The organism is Nonomuraea sp. NPDC005692 (assembly GCF_040631115.1).
GTDB lineage: Bacteria > Actinomycetota > Actinomycetes > Streptosporangiales > Streptosporangiaceae > Nonomuraea.
This window is the reverse complement of the sequence record NZ_JBEXYU010000001.1, coordinates 363798-384544: the sequence shown is the minus strand read 5'-3', so window position 1 is coordinate 384544 and position 20747 is coordinate 363798. Positions and strand designations below refer to the sequence as shown.

The following is a 20747-nucleotide window of genomic DNA, read 5'->3' as shown; positions in this document are numbered from 1 at the left end:
CGGGAAGAGGGCGTGTGACCGTTGAGAGTGAATTGTCGTGAAAGCGATCCGGCGCGTCGGGTGATAAGAGAAGAACCACTTGACGCACGGAGGCAGGACATGACGGGGGAGACCATCGCGACGGCGGTGCCGTGGGCCGCCCGCGCGCCCGGCGAGCGCACGCTCGACGAGCGCTTCGAGGAGGTGTTCGACCGGTACTTCGGCGAGATCCACGCCTACGTCGCCCAGCGGCTCGGCCCCGACCACGCCGAGGACATCGTCGCCGAGACCTTCCTGACCGCCTTCCGCAAGCGCGCGCACTACGACCCCACGCGGGCGGGCGTGCGCGCCTGGCTCTACGGCATCGCCACGAACCTCATCGGCAAGCAGCGCAGGCTGGAGGCCCGCACGCTGCGGGCGCTCGGCCGCTGCGGCCCGGACGGCGACGCGCCCGGCCACGAGGAGGCCGTTGCCCTGCGGGTCAGCGCCCAGAGCCTGCGCCCCAACCTGGCCGCCGCCCTGGCCGAGCTCGACCGGCGCGACCGCGACGTGGTGCTGCTGGTCGCGCTCGCCGGGCTGAGCCACGACGAGATCGCCACCGTCCTCGGCATCCCGTACGGGACCGTCGGGTCGCGGCTCAGCCGGGCCCGCAGGAAGCTGCGCGGCCTGCTCGGCACGCACGTCCTGGAGGCCACCCATGGCTGACCCCCGCGCCTCCCACTCACCCTCCGCCTCCGAGGAGCCCCGGCCCGCCGCCGACCCGCGCTCGGCCTCCGGTCCCGGGCAGTTCCGGGCCGATCACGACCCGCGTTCGGCCTCCGTTCCCGAGCAGTCCCGGGCCGATCACGACCCGCGTTCGGCCTCCGTTCCCGAGCAGTCCCGGGCCGATCACGACCCGCGTTCGTTCCCCGGCGGTGACGACCTGCGGGCCGTCCGCGACCTGTACGGGCATCCGGCGCCCGCCCCCTACGCCCAGGCCAGGGTGTGGCGGCGGGTGGCGGCCGCGCGCCGCCGCCGGCGCCTGGCGCGGTGGTCGGCGCTCTCCCTGGCCACGGCCGCCGCGCTCGCCGTGGCCCTCATGCTGGTCAGAGGGACGCCGTCCGCCGTGCCGGGCCGTTCCATCCTGCTCGCGGCGGCCAGCACGGCGGCCTCCGGGCAGCAGGCGGCCTACTGGCACATCGGCCGGCTGCACGACGGCGACCGCCTCACCGAGCTCTGGGCCACCAGAGACGGCCGAGCCTGGACCTGCACCTCCACCCCGGCTCCCGACTCCGCCCTCACCATCACCTCCACCCCAGCGCCCCTCTCGGGGGCGACCTACGAGAAGAGCTGTGCGGGACGCGGGCGGGTCGTCCCGGTGACCGGCCGGGCGCCGTTCAGCATGGCGGGCCGCGACCTGACGTTCCGCCAGATCCAGGAGCTGCCCGCCGACCCCGCGGAGCTCAAAGAACGGGTGGCCGCGATGTTGCCCGCCGGTTCGGCGGACCTGCTGGCCGACGCGCTCAGCGGCCTGCTGTGGAGCAAACCGTCACCTCCCGCCGTACGCGCCGCCGCCTACCGGGCGCTGGCCGACCTGCCCGACGTCCGCTACCTGGGCGGCCGCGCCGACCCTCTGGGCCGCCCCGGCGAGGCGTTCAGCTATCCGCTCCCCACCGGCGTCCGGCGGACGTTGATCATCGATCCGGCCACCTCCCAGGTCCTCGCCGGCACCGACGCGGGCGGGACCGGCGGCTCGCAGATCGTCCTCACGGCAGGCTGGACCGACCAGGCCCCCGACCTGCACTGACCCTCACCCCGACCTGAACTGCCCCACAACCCGCACTGACCCTCACCTCAACCCGCACCGCCCCCACCCGACCTGCACTGACCCCCACCCCGGCAGGCGCGTGACCGCCACGCGGCGAGTTCGGCGCGCCCGGAAACAGGAGCCGCGACGTGTTCTGGCGTGCCCGCACGACCACCGGCAGGGCCATCTGCCTGAGCGACCAGTTCCCCGCCGCCGACGTCGCGGAGGTGATGGACGGACGGGTCAGGTTCGCCGGCCTGCCGCCCGCCGACCTCGGCACGGAGATCGACTGGACCGCCGACCCGTACGGCAACCGCTCCTGGGCGCTGAACCTGCACACGCTGCGCTGGGCGGGCCGGCTGGTCGCCGCGTACGAGCGCACGGGCGAGCGGGCCTGCCTGGAGCGCGCCGCCGACGTGACCGCGCAGTGGATCAGCCGGAACCCGCGCGGCGGGCACGAACTGAGCCCGTGGGCGTGGGCAGAGCACGCCGTCGCCCTGCGCGCGCCCGTGCTGGTCTGCCTGAGCGAGCACGTGCGCACCCCGCTGCTGTGGGCGAGCCTGGCCGAGCACGGCGAGGTCCTGGCCGACCCCGCGCTCTACCGCGCGGGCCACAACCACGGGCTGGACCAGGACATCGGGTTGCTGCTCGTCGGCTGCCGCCTCGGCCGCGCCAAGTGGCGCGACCTGGCCGTACGCAGGATGACCGGATCGGCCGAACTGGCCGTCGACGCCCAGGGCGTACTGCACGAACAGGCCCCCCGCTACGGCCTGTACGTGCACCGCCGCCTCGGCGTGGCCCTGCACGCGATCAGCGAGAGCGGCGCCGAGCCCCCGGCCCGCCTCGCCACCCGCCGGACCGCCCTGGAGGGCTACATCGCGCACGCCACCCAGCCCGACGGCTGCCTGACCCCCATCGGCGACAGCCCGGCCGACACCCGCGCCCCCGGCTTCCCCCACGACGGCCCCCTCGTACGCGTCTTCGACGCCGGGTACGTCTTCGGCAGGACCGCCTGGGACGACCCGCGCTCGGCCCACTACTCGATCAGGTTCGGCCCCGGCCGCCGCCTGCACGGCCACGAGGACCACCTCGGCGTCACCTACAGCGCCCAGGGCCGCCGCATCCTGGTCGAGGCCGGGTTCCACTCCTACGAGCGGACCGAGTACGCGGCCTGGACCCGTACCCCGCAGGCCCACAACGTGCCCGTCCCGGACGGGGACTTCCGTCCGGGCACGGCCACCCGCCTGGTGCACGCCGACCTCGGCCCCGGACGTCAGGAGTTCGAGCTGGCCGACGACGCCTACGGGGCGACCAGAACCCGCCGCGTCCTGGTCGGGCACGGCGAGGACGTGATGACCGTACGCGACTCGGTCCCCTCGGGGACGCTGCGCAGCCTGTGGCACTTCGACCCCGCGCTAGGACTGGTCGAGCGACGGGCGGACGCCGTGGTGCTCGGCGACGGCGACTGGCGGGTCACGCTGCTCCAGTGGCCCGCGACGGGGATGGAGGTGGGGGCCACCACGGTCTCCACCGGCTACCTGCGCACCGAGGAGGCGGTGAGGGTCACGTCAGGAAGCGCGGCCGAGGTCCTGACCGTGATCGTCCCAGGCACCGACATCCCTGACCCCGCCCGCCTGCCCCCGCCATGGAACCATTCCCCCTGACACGAAACAGTCGCACATTCGTCAGGCAGCCAGCGTCGCGGTAGGGCGCCCAGCGCTGTGGCCAGCGTCGCGGCAGGGGCCAGCGTCGCGGTTAAGCGGCCAGCGTTGCGTCCTCGTCACCGCCGGACCCCGCGACCGGCTCGCCCACGTCCTCCCTACAGCCCGCCGGCCGCCCAGGGCCAAGAACCGCGACACCGTGCCGCGACGTCGCCCACCAGACACCGCATCACCGCCCGCACACCATCACCGGCGAAGAACCAATCAACCCTGCCCCACGTACCGACCGCGGACCGGCCCCCAGGGGTCACGGCCGACCGCACTTCGTCCACCGGCACCGCCACCCCACCCGTCCACCGGCACGCCATCGCCCCCTGCCCCCACCACGTCTGCCGAGACCGTCACCACCACCTCCCCGTTCGCCGGGACCGTAACTGCACTCGTCCGCTGGGACCGCTCCTGTACCGTGTCCTGCCGGGAGCATGACCACCGCCCGAGCCTGTCCGCCGGGACCGCCACCGTGCCCTGCCCGCCACCAGCTGCCGTTCGCCGGGACCGTCGCCGCACCCGTCCGCTGAGCCCGCCCTTGCACTGTGTCCTGCCAGGACCGTGACCGCTGGCCTAGCCTGTCCGCTGGGACCGTCGCCGTGCCCTCGCCGCCACCTCCGTTGACCGGGACTGCCAGCGCACCCGTCCGCTGGGATGGCGACGCGCCCTGCCCGCCACCACCTCCCCGTTCGGCGGGACCGTCACCGCATCCGTGCGCTGGAACCGCCCCTGCATCGTGTCCTGCCAGGACCATGACCGCCGGTCCAGCCTGTCCGCCGGGACCGCCACCGCACCTTGCCCGCCACCTCCCCGTCCATCGGGATCGCCAGCGCACCCGTCCGTAGGGACCGCCCATACACCGCATCTCTCGGGCCCTCGCCGAACCATCGTGCAGTTCGGCAGCCACCAACGACGGCCGCCACGCCCCCGCGCACCCTCGGGCAGCGCCAACAGACGGTCGAGGTCGGCTACCCAAAGGCAATCAACGAAGTAGGTCGTCGCGGCGCCCAGCGAGACCAGGCCAGGCCCGGGGCGGTCCGGGAAGTACGTCGCCCCGGGCGTCCAGCGAGGCCGGGTCAGTTCAGGCGGCGAGCCGTGTTCACCAGTTCGCCGACCCCCGCGATCCGGGTGACGACCTTGCTCCCGTCCGCCAGATACCGGGGCGGCCTCCGGGCATGCCCCACGCCCCCTGGCGTGCCGGTCGCGATGACGTCTCCCGGCCGCAACGTGAGAATCTGCGACAGGTACGCGATGAGCTCGCCCGGCGGGAACACCAGGCCGGCCGTGTCCGCCTGCTGCACGACCTCCCCGTCCACCACACACTCCAGGGTCATCGCCCCGCCGATCTCGTCCGGCGTGACGAGGAACGGCCCGAACGGCGTCGTGCCCTCGAACGTCTTGCCCTGCAGCCACTGCGCCGTACGGTTCTGGTAGTCCCTGGCCGTCACGTCGTTGAGCACCGAGTACCCGGCGATGGCCGCCTCGGCCTCCTCATGCGAGGCGTCGCGCACCTCCGCCCCGACGATCACGGCCAGCTCACCCTCCCAGTCCATGCAATCCGACACAGCGGGCAGCTCGATGTCGTCGTACGGCCCGATCAGCGCCTCGGCGAACTTCGCGAACACCGTCGGATACCGCGGCAGCTCCCGTCCCATCTCCAGGATGTGGTCGCGGTAGTTGAGCCCGACACAGATGATCTTCCCGGGCACCGGCACCACGGGCGCCAGGTCGGCCGTGGACAGCGGATGCCGCGCGCCGTCGGCCGCGGCGGCCACCTCCCGCCAGCGCGGGTCGGCCAGCAACATCCCGACGTCGGGCGCCCCGACCTCAACGGCGTGCTCCCCGTCGATCCGGACGGCGGCCGTACGGCGCGGCAGTCGCAGCGTCGCGAGCTTCACTCGAGCTCCTCTCGATACCGGTGCAGGCCCTCAAACGCTCTGAACTCAAGACGTACAGGCATCAAGTCGCCGACCTGCTCCCAGAACGGGACAGATGCACGGCGGCGAGGTCCGCGTACAACCTCTCCGCGAAATTCATGCTGCCCAACGCTAGGGAGTAATTCCGCGTACTGCACTAGCGTTCTGCTGTGAAGAACAAGCCCGCGTACCCCCTGGGCTCGGTCGACAACGTGCTCCTGCTGCTCCACATGCTGCGTGACCAAGGACGTCTCAAGGTCACCGACGTCGCCAAGGAGCTCGGCATCGCCCGCTCGACCGCGCACCGCCTGCTGGCGATGCTGGTCTATCGCGACTTCGCCGTCCAGGACGAGCACCACACATACCTGCCGGGCCCCTTCCTGGGCCCGGCGGCGGGCGACGGCGGCGGCTCGTCCCTGCGCGAGCTGCGCGCCCACGTCCGGCCCGCCATGGAGTCGCTGTGCGCCCGCGTCCGGGAGACCGTGAACCTCATGGTCAGGATGGGCACCGAAGTACGCTTCCTGGACAGCATCGAGTTCCCGCAGATCCTGTACGTCGGCGACCGCCGCGGTACGATCCTGCCCGCCCACCGCGCCTCCGGCGGCAAGGTCCTGCTGTCCTCGCTGCCCCGCGACCAGCTCGCCGACCTCTACCAGGACCTGCCCGACCGGGAACGCGCGTCCCTGCTCCGCGAACTCGACGAGATCCGCCCCCGCGGCTACGCCCTCAACCTCGACGACACGGAACAGGGCGTCTCGGCGGTCGGAGCGGCGCTACGCAACGGCTGCGGCACCCCCGTAGGAGCCCTGTCCATCTCGATCCCCTCGGCCCGCTACACCCCCGACCGCCTCCCGGCCCTCCTCACCGACCTCCGCCAATCCATAACCGAGGCCGAACCCCACCTCACCAACTTCCCCACCTGACCTGCCCGGAGCCCCGGGCAACCGCCCGCCCGCCTCCCACATGCACCCACCAACCACCACGAGGCACCTGACTATCGAGACGACGTGAGCAGCAGCGGCTTGAGCTGCCGAAAAAACTCCACCGCATCCGCCACCGAATCCCTCCCCGGCGCCCCCTTCGTCACCTCGATGCTGAGAAGACGCTGGTAGTCAGGGGTCCAGCCGTAGACGAAAGCGACCACTTGGCCGGTGGCATCCTTGCGTTGTGACGCGAATCCCGGTCTGAGTCCAGCAGGTAGGTCATTTCCCCCAGTGGCCACTTTCGTGTTCTCGAGCCCTTCGGGGCTGACCGGAGACGGCTCATGGATTTTGATCACCAACCCTAGCTCGCCTTCCAGGGCAAGACCGCCAATAACTGAGCAAGACGCGAACTTCCCTCCGCTCATTTTTGTACCGAGGGCCCGATAATCCGTGAAGCCGGTGGCGATCTGGATCGCGTTCGCCGAAATCAAGTCACATTCGCGCGGGCTGGCCGTGACGCTTCCCAGTGGCCGAGTGTCCGAAGCCGTATCGAGCGATGATGAGCATGCCGCCGTGAGTGACAGGATGGTAGCAGCGTATACAAGCGATACTTTCCTTCTCATGAGTCATGTCCGCCGTAATGCTTTTCCGCCGCCTTGAAACTGAGTGCGATGGCGTCATCGGGCTGGCCGAAGACGCGGGCAGTTACAGGCAGTGACAGCCACTCGTCGTAGGCGGAACGTTGTTCGGCGTTCATCTCAGCCCAAGGTTTGATGGACTCGTCTGCAATGAAATGCCCCGGCGCGCCAGGCGAGAAATCCTCGTAGTAGTACGGGTGAGTCTGGGCAGTAGCTTTTCCGAACAGGCCGTGGCGCATCATTACGGATGCCGTCAGATCGGTGAACATGTGCTTGGCCGCGCCCAGTGCGGTGTCAGCGTCCTGGCGGGCCTGCTCCTCATAACCCGGTGAAGCCTTGTCGAAGATCAACCCCTTGGCTGTGTCGGCCATGAGTCCGACGAACTTCCCCGATGGCATCGGGATCAGTCCGACCACCTGTTCGGTCAACCTCTTGAAAGAGTCCAGGTGGACGTCGTCCGCTCTCGCCTTTGCGATCGAGGAAATGTTGGCGGCATCAGTGATCAACCAGGTCGTCATGCCGAGACTGCCCACCGCCGCGGCGAACTCCGCCCCTCCGCTACGCGCCATGCGCTCCTCCAGCATGTCCTGACGCATGTTGTCTCGCTGCTGCTGCGTTGCCTCTGGGTGTGCCTCCTGCCATGCAATGAAGCCGCGTTCGACCTCTATGGCGACCTTGGCTGCGAGTTCGTTCAGCATCCTGGCGGCGTACAGGCCATGCGCGGCGGCGACGGTCCGGAATGCTTCTTCGTCCTCGAAGGCCCATGTCATGGCCTTCTGGATTTCATCCGCGTCGAACCTCGAACCATAGGGTTTCCAGCCGTGCAGTTCCTTGGCCGGGTCAAGACCGCTTACGACGCCCGGTACCTCCTTGCTGAAGATTTGCGCGGAGCGGTGTACGTCGCCGATGTACTGGCTGAGGACGGTACTGAGGTGGGGGCGGGTGGAGGGGAGGTTGGTCTGGACCTTGGGGTCGCTCCAGAAGCGGACCGCCCATGAGGCGATCAAGGCGGACTTGTAGCCGCGTGATCCGCCCGGTGGCAGGTCGTGGTCGCGGAACTCCGTGGTGGCGGCCTGGATGGCCCAGCCGAGGTCGGCGTCGGCGTCGCCGAGCCAGGGGTGGGTGCGCATCAGGTAGGCGAGCGGTTTGCGGGCAGGGTCGGTGAAGAAGTCCTGGGCCACGGCGGGGTGGTGGGCCAGGGCGATCAGGGCGGTGCCCATGGGGCTGAGATCGCCGGGGGAGACGTCTCTCGGGCCGGGGAGCGTCCAGGGGTCTCGGGGGAGGGACAGGTCGGGGGGATGGGCCAGGTCCTGGTCGTGCAGCTTGCGGACCAGGGTGAGCAGGAAGGTGTGGTCGAAGTCGCCGTCCTGGAGGAGTCTCTTCACGGCGAACGCGTTCTGGGGGTGGTCGATGTCCTCGATCAGGCGGTCGGCGTAGTCGGCGGCCAGGCGCATCCGGCCGACGCCGTGGGAGGCGGTGCCGAGCAGGGTGCTGAGCATGGTGAGGAACCTGTCCTGGGTGGCCGTGTCGTAGAGGAGAGGACGGTCGCCGGGCGGGAGGTCGCAGGAGTATGCGCGGGCGATGAGCGACTTGAGTTCACGCGGCGATATCAGGGTGAGAAAGGCCACGGCGAAGAACGGGTCGTTCTTGTGGCGTTCGAGTTCGGCGACGGATTCGGCGTCGAGTGAATGGGATGCGATTTGTGTACGGAGTCGCGCGGCCAGTGCGGTGGCCGCCGCCGCGCCTTCGGAGGGAGATTTCGACAGCCACGGGGATTCGTCGGCCCAGAGGACGCCGCTCTCGCCGGGGCGCCGGTCGGGGGTGGCGAGGATGAGGTCGAGACGGCCCTGGAGTGTGGGGATCTGGTCGTTCAGCCGGCGGCCGATGGTCGACAGCTGGGCCGGCCCCCACAGGGATACGCCGAGGGTGGTGAGGGTTCGTTCGACTTGGAGGCCGATTTCGGGAAGTGTGCTGCTTGCTCGTTTCATGCCGTTGATGAGCTGGGTCATCAGGGCGGGGTCGATGCCCACGGGAGGGGTCATGAGGCGGGCTCGGACGGGTGCAGCGTGTCGAGCAGCCTCAGTGCCCGGGTGAAGAGGTCCTTGAAGCCGTGGTCCCAGGTGCGCAGGTCGGCGGCGAGGTTGTCGCCAGCGGGGCCCTTGAGCGCGCCGCCGTCCACCAGGCGGATCAGTGCGGTCAGGTCGTTGGCGTGTTCGTCGCGCAGTCGTTCGATGTGACGCCGGGCGGCGGTTATTTCGTGCTGCGTCGCCATCATCACCCGATTTCGTTGCGCTTTGGGGAGGGAGGGGGAGGGGTGGTCGATGGCATATTAGCCCGCCGCGTCGGCGCCGGTGAAATGAAAAAGAAGCCCTCGCGTAATTCGGCTCTGGGCTGATGAATTAGGTGAGGGACTTGTGATAGTAAATGCGTTATTTCGTTGTATTTGCTGGATGGGAGGGGCGGGCAGCGTTGGGGTGGGTGTCAGGTGAGGGGGTGCGCGCGCTGGAGGAGAGGCTGAGTGCGGGGCGGGTGTCGGGCCCGCGTGCCACAGGCTGGACTGAGTGCGGGGCGGGTGTCGGGCCCGCGTGCCACAGGCTGGACTGAGTGCGGGTGGGGTGTCGGGCCCGGTGGCGCAGGCTGGGCTGGGTGCGGGTGGGGTGTCGGGCCCGGTGGCGCAGGCTGGGTGCGGGTGGGGTGTCGGGGGCGGGCTGGGGTGGGTGGCGGGTGGGCTGTTGGGTGAGGGGGCGGGTGGGAGGTTGGTGAGAAAGGTGTTGTTCGAGAGTGAGGGGCCCGGCGCCCGCCCATTCCCACGAAGCCCGCGGGTATGGGCAGCGCGCAGTGCCGCTGGTGGAGCTGGGAGAGATGGAGGAGCGCGTCCGCTTGGGTGAACGGCCGCTCATGGGTGTTCGCCCAAGAGGACGTACGACCTAACGATCATCCCCCGGAGACGCGCTCTGGGCGGCCGCGACGAGGTCGGCGACGACGTCGGCCGTCAGCCCGATCCCGAATGTCCGGAACTTGATCAACGGGATGCCGAGCGCCAGCCCCACCAACGGCGAATCCGTCCGGTCGAGGTCGGGCAGCCCCGGGGCCTGCCGGAGCCGTTCCTTCAGCACCCGGCCGCCCACCGGGTGCGCCAGCCACTCGCCCAGCGTGGACATCTCGCTCAGCTCCCCCACATATCCGTCACCGGGCGTGCTCAGCTCCGCGCGCAGGCGGATGTCCCGCGACGACGCGCCCACCTCGACGGTGAACGGGCCGGGGTCGATCCGCCAGCCGCCGTGCGTCACAGACCACCGCGCCAGGTCGCGCGGCCCGAGGGTGAGCCGGACGCGCTCGCTCGCCCCGGGGGCCAGGTCGACCTTGGCGAAGGCACGCAGCCCGTGGCGGGGCCGCGAGGGCCGTTCGGCCTCGAAGGCGACGTAGAGCTGGGCCACCTCCTGGCCGTGGCGGTCGCCGGTGTTGGTGACGGTGAAGGCGACGTCCCAGGTGTGGGGGCCGGTCTCGCGCACGTCCAGATCGGAGTACTCGAACCGGGTGTAGGTCAGCCCGTGGCCGAAGGGGTAGGCGACCTCGGTGCCCAGCGTGTCGTGGTGCCGGTAGCCGACGTAGCGGCCCTCGCCGTACACGACGTGGCCGTCGGAGCCGGGGAAGTGCAGGTGGGACGGTACGTCGGCGAGGCGCAGCGGGATCGTCTCGGTGAGCCGTCCGGACGGGCTGTGCGTGCCGAGCAGCAGGTCGGCCAGCGCCGCGCCGCCCGCCTGGCCGAGCAGCCAGCCCTCCAGGACGGCCGAGGCGAGGTGCCGCCACCCGGCCACCGACACGACCCCGCCGTTGGACAGCACGACGACCACCCGCGGGCACACCTCGGCCACCCGCCGCAGCAGCTCCACCTGGACGCCGGGCAGGTCGATCGAGGTGCGGTCGAAGCCCTCGGACTCGGCGGACTCGGGCAGGCCGAGGAACACCACCGCCACCTCGGCCGCCGCCGCGCTCTCCACCGCCTCCCGCTCCAGATCGGCGTCGGCCTCGCCGTCGAGCCGGTAGCCGGCGGCGAACGTCAGCCCCTCGACGGCCCGGCCGAGGGCGTCGAGTGCGCTGTCCAGACGGGTGGGCACCACGTGCGAGCTGCCGTGCCCCTGGTAGCGCGGGGTGCGGGCGAGCTCGCCCAGCACGGCCACGCGCAGGCCGGGGGCGAGCGGCAGCACGCCGTCGTTCTTCAGCAGCACGGCGGAGGCGCGGGCGGCCTCGCGGGCCAGCTCGTGGTGCTCGTCGACGTCCCAGCCGTCGTGCCGCTCGCGGCCGGCGACGCGTTCGGCGAGCCTGGCGACGCGGCCCGCCGCCAGGTCGAGCACGGACTCGGGCAGGCGGCCCGAGCGCACCGCGTCCTCGATCAGGCCGTCGGTGCCGGTGGGCGGCATCTCCAGGTCCAGGCCGGCTTCGATGGCCGCCACCCGGTCGTTGACCGCGCCCCAGTCCGACATCACCAGGCCGTCGAAGCCCCACTCCTCGCGCAGTAGGCCGGTCAGCAGCCGGCGGTGCTGGGAGGCGTACACGCCGTTGACGCGGTTGTAGGAGCACATGATCGCGTACGGGCGGGCCTCGCGGACGATGTGCTCGAAGGCGGGCAGGTAGATCTCGCGCAGCGTGCGCTCGTCGACGTCCGCGCTGATGCGCATGCGGTCGGTCTCCTGGTTGTTGACCGCGAAGTGCTTGACGCAGGCCCCTACGCCGCGCGACTGGACGCCGGTGACCAGCGCCGCCCCCATCACCCCGGTCAGGTACGGATCCTCCGAGAAGTACTCGAAGTTGCGACCGCACAGCGGCGACCGCTTGATGTTCACCCCCGGGCCCAGCACGACGTCCACCCCCAGCGCGGCGGCCTCCTTGGCCAGCGCCGCGCCCACCCGGCGGGCCAGGGCCGGGTCCCACGAGGAGCCGAGGGCCACGGCGGGCGGGAAACACGTGGCGGGCTCGCTGCGGGTCAGCCCGAGCGCGTCGCCGCCGTCCGCGCGCTGGCGGCGGATGCCGTGCGGCCCGTCGGACAGCGTGAGCGCGGGCACCGCGTCGCGGACCGCCGTGGTGTGCCAGGTGTCGCTCCCGGACGTGAGCGACGCCTTCTCTGCCGTGGTGAGGTCGGGGGGAAGAGCCATGGAAAACCTCGTTATCTGGGATGCAGTCCTAGTTGATTGAGGAAGGTGATGACGGCGGCATGCATGTCCACCTGGTCCGGGTCGAGCAGCCATTGCGTCTGCAGGCCGTCGATGAGCGCGATGAGCTGCTGGGCGACGGCGTCGGGGTCGTGGTCGAGCGGCGGCGTGGCGCGTTCGAACAGGGCGCCGAGCAACCACGCGGCCTGCCGGCGCAGCCGGCGGTAGCGCTTGACGAAGTAGTCGTGGGCGGGATGGCCGGGATCGGCGGCCTCGCCGGAGATCTTCACGTAGAGCCCGACCAGGCCGGGCGTGCTCATGTTCCTGGCGACCTGGGCTATCGCGCGGTCGAGCAGTTCCTCGGGTGACAGGCCGTCGGTGGGGCCGTGCATCAGCTCGCCGTCGACCTCGTCGCGGCGGCTGAGCACCTGGATGAGCAGGCTCTCCTTGCCGGGGAAGTGGTGCAGCAGCCCGGCGTGGGTCAGGCCCGCGTGCGCGGCGATGTCGCGCAGCGACACCGCGTGGAAGCCCGAGCGGGAGAACAGCTCCGTGGCGGAGTCGAGGATGCGGGCGCGCGTGCGCTCGCCCTTGCTGCCTCGGCGTGGCATCGGTTCGGTCACCGACCGGCCCTTTCTGGGGGTCTGGGGGCACGCGGGCTGCGCATGCGTGCCACGGTACGGCGAGATCGGCCCTCCACCGGCCCGCCCAAGAACCTACCACGTGGTTAGTTTCGCGGCGTACGCCCGCCGCCCTAGAGCCAGTCGCGGCGTTTGAAGACCATGTAGAGCACCATGCACACCGCCGCCATCAGCAGGATCGCGAACGGGTAGCCGAACACCCAGTGGGTCTCGGGCATGAAGTCGAAGTTCATCCCGTAGATGGTGCCGACCAGCGTCGGGGCGAACAGGATGGCCGCCCACGCGGAGATCTTCTTGACCTCCTCGCCCTGCTGGATGCTGGCCTCGGTCATGCGGGCCATCTCCGCGTTCTGGGCCTGGGTCACCAGCGTCGAGTTGACCACCAGGATGTTCTGCAACATCTGGCGGAAGGCCGAGATGCGCTCGGTCACCGTGATCGCGTGGTCGGCGACGTCGCGCAGGTAGCTCTGCAGCTCGTCGTTGACGCCGTACTTGGCGGCGCCGGCGATGAAGCCGTGGATCATGCCCACCAGCGGCGCGGTGGCCCGCTGGAACTCGATCACCTCGCCGGACAGCTCGTAGACGCGCCGCGACACCGAGGGGTCGCCGCTGAAGACCTCGACCTCGATCTCCTCGATGTCCTTCTGCAGCCCGGCCACCACCGGCGCGTAGCCGTCGACCACGGCGTCGAGGATCGCGTACAGGACGGCCTGCGGGCCCTGGCGCAGCAGGTCGGGGTCGGACTCCATCCGCTTGCGCACCCCCTGCAGGTCGGGGGCCTCGGCGTGGCGCACGGTGATCACGAAGTTGGGGCCGACGAAGACGTGCAACTCGCCGAAGGCCACCTCCTCCACGTCGTCGAGGTAGCGGGCGGCGCGCAGCACCACGAACAGCGTGTCGCCGTAGCGGTCGGCCTTGGCCCGCTGGGAGCCGACGATCGCGTCCTCCAGCGCCAGCTCGTGCAGCTCGAACTCCTCGGCGAGCTTGACCAGCTCCCACTCCTTCGGACGGTAGAGGCCGATCCAGGCCATGCTGTCCGGCATCTGCTTGAGGCGTTCGAAGGCGTCGGCGAGCGAGCCGGGGTTGTCGACCCGCTCGCCGTTCTGGTAGACGGCATTGTCGATGACGGTGGGCCGGTAGGGGTGCTCCTCGCTGGCGCGCGGGTCCATCGAGTGCTCCGGCGCCTCCTCGCGGTTGTCACCGCTGCGCCTGAACCCCTTCACCCTGGCCATGCACCCTCCGATCCCGGTTGTGTGAGAACTACTGCGACAGGCTGTCGAGCTCCTGGGTCGCCCGGTCCCTGATGGTCTTGCGCCACATCGGCGTCCAGCCGAACAGCAGCCCCTGCGGCCTGCCGAGAGCCATTCTGGACCAGCGCCTGAAGTCGAACTCGTCGTGGTGGCGGACGATGAGGTCGTCCTCGAACCTGAACAGCGCGTCGATCTCGTTGACGACCGTGCGGCCGGTGGAGGAGAAGGTGTAGCCGGCCGTCCAGTGGGCCGAGCCGCTGAACTCGTCGGCCTGGACGTCGCGGTAGGTGCATCTCAGCCCGTCGCGCACGCCGAGCTGCAACCGCCACATCGCCATCACCCGGTCGCGGCCCTCGACCTCCTGGAAGATGGGGTCGCCGAAACTGATCTCGGGGTGGTAGCAGCGCTCCATGGCCGCGAAGTCCGCGCGGCCCAGAGCGTCGTAGAAGGCGCTGATGAGCGCCACGTGCCGATCGTTCACCTTGCTATCGAATCATGGCCGCACCGTTGTCCCAGCACACCGCCCGCAGCCACTGCTCGCCGAGGTCCAGGTGGGCGAGTGCGTCGAGCTGGTGCGCGTAGGGGTACGGGATCGTCGGGAAATCGCTGCCGAGCACCACCTTCCCCGAAAGCCCGAGATCACGCAGGACCGGGCGCAATCGGGTGGGAAACGGCATGCCGCGCTCGGAGAAGTCGGTGAAGGCCATGGTGGTGTCCAGGGCGACCCGCTCATGGCGGACGGCCAGCTCGAAGAACGGCTCGTACTCCGGCATGCCCAGATGCGCGATGACCGCCCGCAGCCGTGGATGGGCGGCCAGCACCGCGCCGATCGGCCCCGGCCCGACGTGGCCGCCGGGCACGGGCACCGAGCTGGCGTGCACGACCACGGGCACGCCCGACTCCGCCAGCAGCCCCCAGACCTCGGTCAGCTCGGGCGCGGCCGGGTCGAAGCCGCCGACCTGGAGGTGCACCTTGAAGATCTGGACGCCGTCCGCCAGCGCCGCGCGCACGTAGTCGGCGACGCCGGGCTCGGGGTAGAACGTCGCCGACGGCAGGCAGTCGGGGTTGCGGCGGGCGAAGTCGAGCGTCCAGGCGTTGAGGTCGCGCGCCATGTCCGGCCGGTGCGCGTACGCCAGGGCGGGGAAACGCCGTACGCCCATCTCGCGCAGCCTGGTCAGCCGCTCCTCGACCGGCCGTTCGTACTCGATCTTCCAGCCGGCGCCCATCAGCGGGCCGCCGTGGTTGAAGTGATGCCAGACCCGGCGTTCCATTCGTTCGGGCAGGAAGTGCACATGCAGGTCGATCAGACCCGGCAGCCCGAGCTCGCGCCACCACGCCGGAACGTCCGCGTCAGAATGTAGTTCTGCGGCCACAACCGGGACTTTACCCGGCTAGTGTTTCTCCTCGATGGACATGCTCTGGGCCCACCTGATCAAGGTTCAGCCTGACCCCGACCCCTGGGTCGTGCTGGTCTCGGCGCTGGCCGCGCTCGCGGTCGTCGCGTTCCGCACACCCTGGCAGGTGTCCAGGGGCCTGATCACGATCGCCCACGAGGGCGGTCACGCGGTCATGGCGCTGCTCACCCGCCGCAAGCTCGAAGGCATCCGGCTCCACTCCGACACCTCCGGCGTCACGCTGACCAGGGGCCGCCCCAACGGCCCCGGCATGGTGCTGACCGCGCTCGCCGGTTACCTGGCCCCCTCGCTGCTGGGGCTGGCCGCCGCCTGGCTGACCGAGCAGGGCCGCATCACGCTGCTGATCTGGAGCGTGCTGCTCTTCCTGGTGTGCATGCTGCTGCTGATCCGCAACCTCTACGGCGCGCTGATCCTGCTGGTCACCGGCGGCGCGGTGTTCGCCCTGTCCATGTACGCCCCCGCCGAGGTCCAGCAGATCGTGGCCCTGGTCGCGACGTGGTTCCTGCTGTTCGGCGGCGTCCGGCCGATCGTCGAGCTGCAGCGCAAGCGGCGCAGGCGGCAGGCCAGAGACTCCGACGCCGACCAGCTCGCCCGGCTGACGTTCCTGCCCGGCGGCTTCTACGTCTTCTTCTTCCTGGTCGTGGCCGCCGTGTCGGTGGTGTTCGGCGCGTACCTGATGAACCCGTTGACCCCCTGAAAGCCGAAATTTCACATTAAACTCACCGGCAACAGGGGGGAGTGCCGTGTTGCCAGCCGAGGACGCGCCCGGCTACCGGGTACTCGATCAGGCGGGCCAGGGCGGTTTCGCCGTCGTCTACCGCGCCTACCAGGAGCGCCTCGACCGGGTCGTGGCGCTGAAGGTCCTGTCGGTCGACCGGGTCGACCAGCGCACCATGCGCCGCTTCCAGCGCGAGCTCCGGCTCACCGGCCGCCTGACCGGCCATCCCAACGTCGTGACCGTCTTCGACACCGGCGTGACGCGCTCGGGCAAGCCGTACATCGCGATGGACTTCTTCGAGAACGGCTCGCTGCGCGACAAGGTCCGCAAGGAGGGGCCGCTCGGAGTGCCCGACGTGCTGCGCGCGGGCGTCAAGCTGGCCGGCGCGCTGGCCGCCGTGCACGAGGCCGGGGTGCTGCACGGCGACATCAAGCCGCAGAACATCCTCGTCTCCCGCTACGGCGAGCCCGCCATCGCCGACTTCGGCGTCGCCAGGGTGGTGGACTCCGCGGAGATCTCGGCCACCTCCCAGGCGTTCACCCCGCTGCACGCCGCCCCGGAGGTGCTCACCGGGCAGCCGCACTCGGCCTCCGGCGACATCTACTCCCTGGGCTCGACGCTCTACCACCTGCTGGCCGGGCAGCCCGCCTTCCACAACCCGGCCGACCCGTCGATCGCGCCGCTGATGTACCGGGTGCTGAGCCTCGACCCGCCGCCGATCAACCGGCCGGACGTGCCGCCGGCGGTGTTCGGGACGGTCCTGCACGCTATGTCCAAGCAGCCCGAGCGGCGGCCCGGCTCGGCCAGGGAGCTGGCGCGGCGGTTGCAGGAGGTGCAGGCCGAGCTGGGGTTGTCGGTGACCGACCTGGTGGGCCAGGATCCGGGGCCGGGGCCCGCGACGTCCACCGTCCCGCGCCGCCCGCAGGCCCCGCCGCATCCAGGCGACTCCTCCCTCCCCGCCACCGGCAGCCGGCTCGCCCACCCCCACGCCCCCGCACCCGCCCCGCCACCGCCCGGCCTTGCGGGGGACATGGGGGGAGCAAGGCGGGAGGCTCCCACGGCGGGAGGCGCGGCCGGAGCAAGGCGGGAGGCTCCCACGGCGGGGGACGTGGGCGGCGCTCGGCGGGAGGCTCCCACGACGCCGCCCGCTGGGGCCGGGAGCCTCGGAAGGCGCCTGCTGATCGGGGGCGCGGTCGCGGCCGTGGCGATCGCCGGCACGGGCCTGGCCGTCTACCTGTCGCTGCGGCCGCCCGCCGGCCCGGGCCCCGCCGACCGGCGCCCCGAGGCCGCGACCCCCGCGGCGACCGCCGCCACCACCCCGCCGCCGATCAGCAAGCGGGACGTCGCCGCACTCGCCCCCCGCAGGCTCAAGGTCACCGCCGACCGCGGCGCCCTGGTGGAGCTGAGCTGGGCGCTCCCGGCCGACGCCCGCCGCTACCCGGTCGTCCTGCAACGTTCGCGGGCGGGCGGGGGCGACGTGACCGTCGTCGCCCTCGGGCCGGGCGCCACCAGTGGCCGCGTCGCCGGGCTCGACCCGGACACTGGCTACTGCTTCCTGGTGGGCGTGCCGCTGCGCATCTCGGCGGCCACCACGGTCGCCTGGTCGAAGCCGGTCTGCGTCAGAGGGGCGCGCTCAGCCCAGTAGCTTGCGCGCCGCCTGCTCGATCTCCTCCTCCGACAGCAGCACGTGGTTGGCCGCGTCGCCCAGCGGGATGAAGCTGTCGGCCGAGGTCACCCGGGCCACCTGCCCCGTGAACCCGGCGTCGATCAGCTCGGTCGTCACGCCCTCGGACACGCCCCCGGAGTGGCGGGTCTCGTCGGCGATCAGCACCTTGCCGGTCAGCTCGGCCGCCCGCAGCAGGTCGTCCACCGGCAGCGGGGCCAGCCAGCGCAGGTCGAGGACGCGGCAGCCGTAGCCCTCCTGGGTGAGCCGGACCGCGGCGCGCAGGCTCATCCGCAGCCCGTTGCCGAACGTCACGATCGTCAGGTCACGGCCCTCGCCGTACGAGCGGGCCCGGCCGATGGGCACGTGCGTCTCGCGCCAGCGCCCCGGCGGCGTGTACGGCGCCAGCCAGCCGCCGTCGCCCTCCTCGAACAGGTCACGCGTGTGGTAGAGCGCGATAGGCTCCAGGAACACGCAGACCGACCCGGCCGTACGGGCGGCGGCCAGGCAGGTGCGCAGCATGGCGGCGGCGTCGTCGGGACGCGCGGGCGAGGCGAGGACCAGGCCCGGGATGTCGCGCAGCGCGGCCACCGCGTTGTCGTTGTGGAAGTGGCCGCCGAAGCCCTTCTGGTAGGCGTAGCCGGCGACGCGGACGACCATGCCGTTGGTGTAGGCGCCGCGCGAGAAGAACGACAGGGTGGCGCCCTCGCCGCGGATCTGGTCGAGCGCGTTGTGCAGGTAGGCCAGGTACTGGATCTCCGGCACCGGCAGCTGGTTGGACACGGCCGAGCCGAGCGCGAGGCCGAGGATGGCCTGCTCGTCGAGGAGCGTGTCGAACACCCGCGAGCCGCCGAACCGCTTCTGCAGCCCCCGGGTGACGCCGTAGACGCCGCCCTTCCTGGCGACGTCCTCGCCGAAGACCGTCATCTCGGGGTAGACCACCAGCGCGTCGGCGAGCGTGCGGTTGATGGTCTGCGACAACGTCAGCGGCTTCTCCAGCTCGGGCAGCGAGCCGGCGAACGCCTTCTCCCTGAGCGGGCCCTCGGCGGCGGTCGGGCTGATGTTGGCGATCAGGTCGGGACGGCGCGGCGCGATCGGCTCCATGACCTCCGCGGCCGAGCCGAGCCGCGGGGCGCGGGTGGTCTCCAGGGCGATGCGCAGGATGTGCTCGCGCGCCGACTCGTACGTCTTGAGCAGCTCCTCCGGCGTCTCCAGGCCGGCCTCCACCAGCAGCCGCGCGGTGCGGACGAGCGGGTCGCGCTCCATGTCGGCCCGCAGCTCCCGCTGGGTGCGGTAGGCCGACTCGACGTCGGACCCGGCGTGCCCCATCAGCCGCACGGTGGTCAGGTGCAGGAACGCGGGGGAGCGGTTGGCGCGGACGTGCTGGACGGCGAGCGTGGCGGCGTCGTAGGCGTCGGCCAGGTCGCAGCCGTCGGCGGCGAAGTAGGCGATGCCCGGCCGCCGCGCCGCCGCCTCCACCCAGCCCTTGGGGGTGCGGACGCTGATGCCGATCCCGTTGTCCTCGCACACGAACAGGATGGGCAGCGGCTGCCCCTGGAAGGTGGCGTAGGAGGCGGTGTTGAGCCCGGTCAGGGCGCTGGCGTGGTTGATCGAGGCGTCGCCGAAGCTGCACACGGCGATGGCGTCGGGCGGCCAGGCCGACCGGTCGCCGAGCGCGGCGGCCCGTTCGATGGCGAAGGCCACGCCCACGGCGCGCGGCAGGTGGCTGGCGATCGTCGAGGTCTGCGGGATGACGGCCAGGTGGGGGTGGCCGAACACCTTGTGCCGGCCGCCCGCGATCGGCTCGTCGGCCGCCGCGGTGAGGCCCATCAGCACGTCGCGAAGGCCCTGCTCGGGCAGCCGGCCGGCCTGCTCGGACCTGGTCAGGTAGAAGGCGCCGGACCGGTAGTGGAGCAGCGCCGGGTCGCTCGCCCTGGCCGCGGCGGCGACCGCCGCGTTGCCCTCGTGGCCGGCCGACCCGATCGTGTAGAAGCCTTCGTCCTGCTCGCGGAGCCAGCGGGCGGCGATGTCGAGCAGGCGGCTGTCGAGCTGGCGCTGGAACAGGGTCCGGCACCGGTCGCCGGTGAGCGACGTGCCCTCGCGCACCGGGCCGCCGGGATCTCGGGCGGGGCCTGACTTCAGCGCCTCAACGGATTGGATGAAATGTGTCTCAACAGTGTCGCGCGCCACACCCTGATTATGTCCGTCATCGCCGCCGCCGTCTGCCGGAGTGCATGACAGATTGTGGCCCGGTCCGTTTGACCCGGATCCGTGACCGTTTGCAGAGGTCTACGACGCTTCAGGGTTTTCGTCCGGCCTGACGGCGCTGTCTGTCAGTTAGTGATTGTTAACGCTGGCCTCGATGGCGGCGCGGGCCATCGTGTGCAGCAGGGGGCGCATGTCGTGCGGGGCCAGCTCGCCCGCGCTGTGGGGCGTCGAGTTGAGCAGGCCGAAGACCGCGTGCGTCGCCGCGCGCAGCCGGGCCGGCGGGCACGCCGGGTGCAGCTCGGCCAGCGCGGTCACCCACTCCTCTACGTAGAGGCGCTGCAGCCGCCTGATCCTGCGCCGCTCCGGCTCGGGCACGTTGCCCAGCTCGCGGTCGTGCACGGTGATCAGCGCCGGCTGGTCGAGCGCGAACGTGATCTGCACGTTGAGCAGCGCGTCGAGCGTCTCGGCCGGCCCGTCGGAGGAGGTGGCCACCGCCACCGCCGACTCCCGCAGCCGCGAGCTGACGTCGAGCAGCATCTCGGCGAGCAGCGCCTCCTTGCCGCTGAAGTGCCGGTAGAGCGCGGGGCCCGAGACGCCGACCGCGCCCCCGATGTCCTCGATGGAGACCCCGTGGAAACCGCGCGCGGCGAACAGCCGGGCGGCCGCCGCGAGGATCTCCATGCGCCTTCTGCCGCGCTCGCGGGTAGGTGTGGAGGCAGTGGTCACGTCTCACATGCTAGACGATTACGTTAAT

17 protein-coding genes are annotated in these 20747 nt (G+C 71.2%); 6 read left to right on the top strand and 11 right to left on the bottom strand.

Going from position 1 to position 20747, the window contains the following annotated elements; all coding sequences use genetic code 11:
- The first annotated feature begins 99 nt into the window (after nt 1-99).
- The 3 genes from ABZ459_RS01835 to ABZ459_RS01825 all read left to right on the top strand — a co-directional run bounded on the left by ABZ459_RS01835 (nt 100) and on the right by ABZ459_RS01825 (nt 3429).
- Nucleotides 100-684: an RNA polymerase sigma factor gene (locus tag ABZ459_RS01835; RefSeq protein ID WP_357964622.1), complete on the top strand. Its 585-nt coding sequence runs from the start codon at nt 100-102 to the stop codon at nt 682-684.
- Nucleotides 677-1765: a hypothetical protein gene (locus ABZ459_RS01830; RefSeq protein WP_357964621.1), complete on the top strand. Its 1089-nt coding sequence runs from the start codon at nt 677-679 to the stop codon at nt 1763-1765. The genes ABZ459_RS01835 and ABZ459_RS01830 overlap by 8 nt, the downstream gene beginning before the upstream one ends.
- Before the next feature lie 149 nt (nt 1766-1914).
- Nucleotides 1915-3429: a heparinase II/III family protein gene (locus ABZ459_RS01825; RefSeq protein ID WP_357964620.1), complete on the top strand. Its 1515-nt coding sequence runs from the start codon at nt 1915-1917 to the stop codon at nt 3427-3429.
- Between the two features lie 1121 nt (nt 3430-4550).
- Here the strand turns inward: ABZ459_RS01825 and ABZ459_RS01820 are convergent.
- Nucleotides 4551-5372 carry a fumarylacetoacetate hydrolase family protein gene (locus tag ABZ459_RS01820; RefSeq protein WP_357964618.1) on the bottom strand — a complete coding sequence of 274 codons (822 nt, stop codon included), beginning with the start codon at nt 5370-5372 and terminating at the stop codon, nt 4551-4553.
- 188 nt (nt 5373-5560) lie between these two features.
- Between ABZ459_RS01820 and ABZ459_RS01815 the strand changes: the two genes are divergently transcribed.
- Nucleotides 5561-6313 carry an IclR family transcriptional regulator gene (locus ABZ459_RS01815; protein WP_357964616.1) on the top strand — a complete coding sequence of 251 codons (753 nt, stop codon included), beginning with the start codon at nt 5561-5563 and terminating at the stop codon, nt 6311-6313.
- Nucleotides 6314-6384: 71 nt separating this feature from the next.
- On the opposite strand, the gene ABZ459_RS01810 is transcribed toward ABZ459_RS01815, so the two are convergent.
- The 8 genes from ABZ459_RS01810 to ABZ459_RS01775 all read right to left on the bottom strand — a co-directional run bounded on the left by ABZ459_RS01810 (nt 6385) and on the right by ABZ459_RS01775 (nt 15362).
- On the bottom strand, nt 6385-6936 hold the full coding sequence (locus ABZ459_RS01810) for a hypothetical protein (RefSeq protein WP_357964614.1): 552 nt from the start codon (nt 6934-6936) through the stop codon (nt 6385-6387).
- Nucleotides 6933-8981: a hypothetical protein gene (locus tag ABZ459_RS01805; protein WP_357964613.1), complete on the bottom strand. Its 2049-nt coding sequence runs from the start codon at nt 8979-8981 to the stop codon at nt 6933-6935. Before ABZ459_RS01805 ends, ABZ459_RS01810 begins: the two co-directional genes overlap by 4 nt.
- 8 nt (nt 8982-8989) lie before the next feature.
- Nucleotides 8990-9226 carry a hypothetical protein gene (locus ABZ459_RS01800; protein WP_357964611.1) on the bottom strand — a complete coding sequence of 79 codons (237 nt, stop codon included), beginning with the start codon at nt 9224-9226 and terminating at the stop codon, nt 8990-8992.
- A 652-nt stretch (nt 9227-9878) separates the two neighbouring features.
- Complete coding sequence (locus ABZ459_RS01795; protein WP_357964610.1) at nt 9879-12104, bottom strand: glycoside hydrolase family 3 C-terminal domain-containing protein; 2226 nt, start codon at nt 12102-12104, stop codon at nt 9879-9881.
- Between the two features lie 11 nt (nt 12105-12115).
- Nucleotides 12116-12721: a TetR/AcrR family transcriptional regulator gene (locus tag ABZ459_RS01790; protein ID WP_357964609.1), complete on the bottom strand. Its 606-nt coding sequence runs from the start codon at nt 12719-12721 to the stop codon at nt 12116-12118.
- Between the two features lie 131 nt (nt 12722-12852).
- Nucleotides 12853-13971, bottom strand: coding sequence for a magnesium and cobalt transport protein CorA (locus ABZ459_RS01785; RefSeq protein WP_357964607.1), 1119 nt, complete (start codon nt 13969-13971; stop codon nt 12853-12855).
- 28 nt (nt 13972-13999) lie between these two features.
- Nucleotides 14000-14470 carry a nuclear transport factor 2 family protein gene (locus tag ABZ459_RS01780; protein ID WP_357964605.1) on the bottom strand — a complete coding sequence of 157 codons (471 nt, stop codon included), beginning with the start codon at nt 14468-14470 and terminating at the stop codon, nt 14000-14002.
- A gap of 4 nt (nt 14471-14474) precedes the next feature.
- A complete protein-coding gene (locus tag ABZ459_RS01775) occupies nt 14475-15362 on the bottom strand; it encodes an amidohydrolase family protein (RefSeq protein ID WP_357964604.1) in 888 nt (295 codons plus the stop codon).
- A 34-nt stretch (nt 15363-15396) separates the two neighbouring features.
- On the opposite strand from ABZ459_RS01775, the gene ABZ459_RS01770 reads away from it, so the two are divergent.
- Nucleotides 15397-16101 carry a M50 family metallopeptidase gene (locus ABZ459_RS01770; RefSeq protein WP_357964602.1) on the top strand — a complete coding sequence of 235 codons (705 nt, stop codon included), beginning with the start codon at nt 15397-15399 and terminating at the stop codon, nt 16099-16101.
- 46 nt (nt 16102-16147) lie between these two features.
- On the top strand, nt 16148-17767 hold the full coding sequence (locus tag ABZ459_RS01765; RefSeq protein WP_357964600.1) for a protein kinase: 1620 nt from the start codon (nt 16148-16150) through the stop codon (nt 17765-17767).
- Here the strand turns inward: ABZ459_RS01765 and ABZ459_RS01760 are convergent.
- Together ABZ459_RS01760 and ABZ459_RS01755 are read right to left on the bottom strand one after the other, a co-directional pair.
- On the bottom strand, nt 17756-19891 hold the full coding sequence (locus ABZ459_RS01760) for a thiamine pyrophosphate-dependent enzyme (protein WP_357964598.1): 2136 nt from the start codon (nt 19889-19891) through the stop codon (nt 17756-17758). The two genes, ABZ459_RS01765 and ABZ459_RS01760, sit on opposite strands and share 12 nt — an antisense overlap.
- Before the next feature lie 231 nt (nt 19892-20122).
- Nucleotides 20123-20674, bottom strand: a complete 552-nt coding sequence (locus ABZ459_RS01755) for a TetR/AcrR family transcriptional regulator (RefSeq protein WP_357965845.1) — start codon at nt 20672-20674, stop codon at nt 20123-20125.
- Nucleotides 20675-20747: the final 73 nt, after the last annotated feature.

What these genes read in the sequence shown, in the direction of transcription:
- ABZ459_RS01835 (WP_357964622.1), top strand. Translation starts at nt 100, where the DNA reads ATGACGGGGGAGACCATCGCGACGGCGGTGCCGTGGGCCGCCCGCGCG.
- ABZ459_RS01830 (WP_357964621.1), top strand. Translation starts at nt 677, where the DNA reads ATGGCTGACCCCCGCGCCTCCCACTCACCCTCCGCCTCCGAGGAGCCC.
- ABZ459_RS01810 (WP_357964614.1), bottom strand. Translation starts at nt 6,936, where the DNA reads ATGAGAAGGAAAGTATCGCTTGTATACGCTGCTACCATCCTGTCACTC.
- ABZ459_RS01800 (WP_357964611.1), bottom strand. Translation starts at nt 9,226, where the DNA reads ATGATGGCGACGCAGCACGAAATAACCGCCGCCCGGCGTCACATCGAA.
- ABZ459_RS01795 (WP_357964610.1), bottom strand. Translation starts at nt 12,104, where the DNA reads ATGGCTCTTCCCCCCGACCTCACCACGGCAGAGAAGGCGTCGCTCACG.
- ABZ459_RS01785 (WP_357964607.1), bottom strand. Translation starts at nt 13,971, where the DNA reads ATGGCCAGGGTGAAGGGGTTCAGGCGCAGCGGTGACAACCGCGAGGAG.
- ABZ459_RS01770 (WP_357964602.1), top strand. Translation starts at nt 15,397, where the DNA reads ATGGACATGCTCTGGGCCCACCTGATCAAGGTTCAGCCTGACCCCGAC.
- ABZ459_RS01755 (WP_357965845.1), bottom strand. Translation starts at nt 20,674, where the DNA reads ATGGAGATCCTCGCGGCGGCCGCCCGGCTGTTCGCCGCGCGCGGTTTC.